We start from the raw sequence: 233 nt of genomic DNA, 5'->3' as shown, positions 1-233 counted from the left end.
TGCCGGTGAGCACGACGCACCGGATCGTGCAGGCCCTCGTGCGCGGGCGGATGCTCGAACGTGTCCCCGGAGGGGACGGCTACCGGGTGGGTCCGGGTCTGTTCTCGCTGGCAGTGCCGCCGCTGATGCGGCTCGGCGTCGAGCACTGGGCGCCGGATCTGTACGCGCTGGCCGCGGACATCGACCTCGCCGCGAGCCTGGGGGTCGCGCGGTCCGGCGAGGTGCTGTCGGTA

Annotated in this window: 1 pseudogene; it reads left to right on the top strand. The window is 73.4% G+C overall.

From position 1 onward, the window contains the following. Window positions 1–5 precede the first annotated feature (5 nt). Window positions 6–233: pseudogene (locus tag I0Q12_RS13325) on the top strand (IclR family transcriptional regulator); the annotation flags it as partial.

Source organism: Rhodococcus sp. CX (assembly GCF_015865005.1).
Taxonomy (GTDB): Bacteria; Actinomycetota; Actinomycetes; order Mycobacteriales; family Mycobacteriaceae; genus Rhodococcus.
Note: the sequence above shows the minus strand (reverse complement) of the source record. Positions and strands in the feature narration are given on the sequence as shown.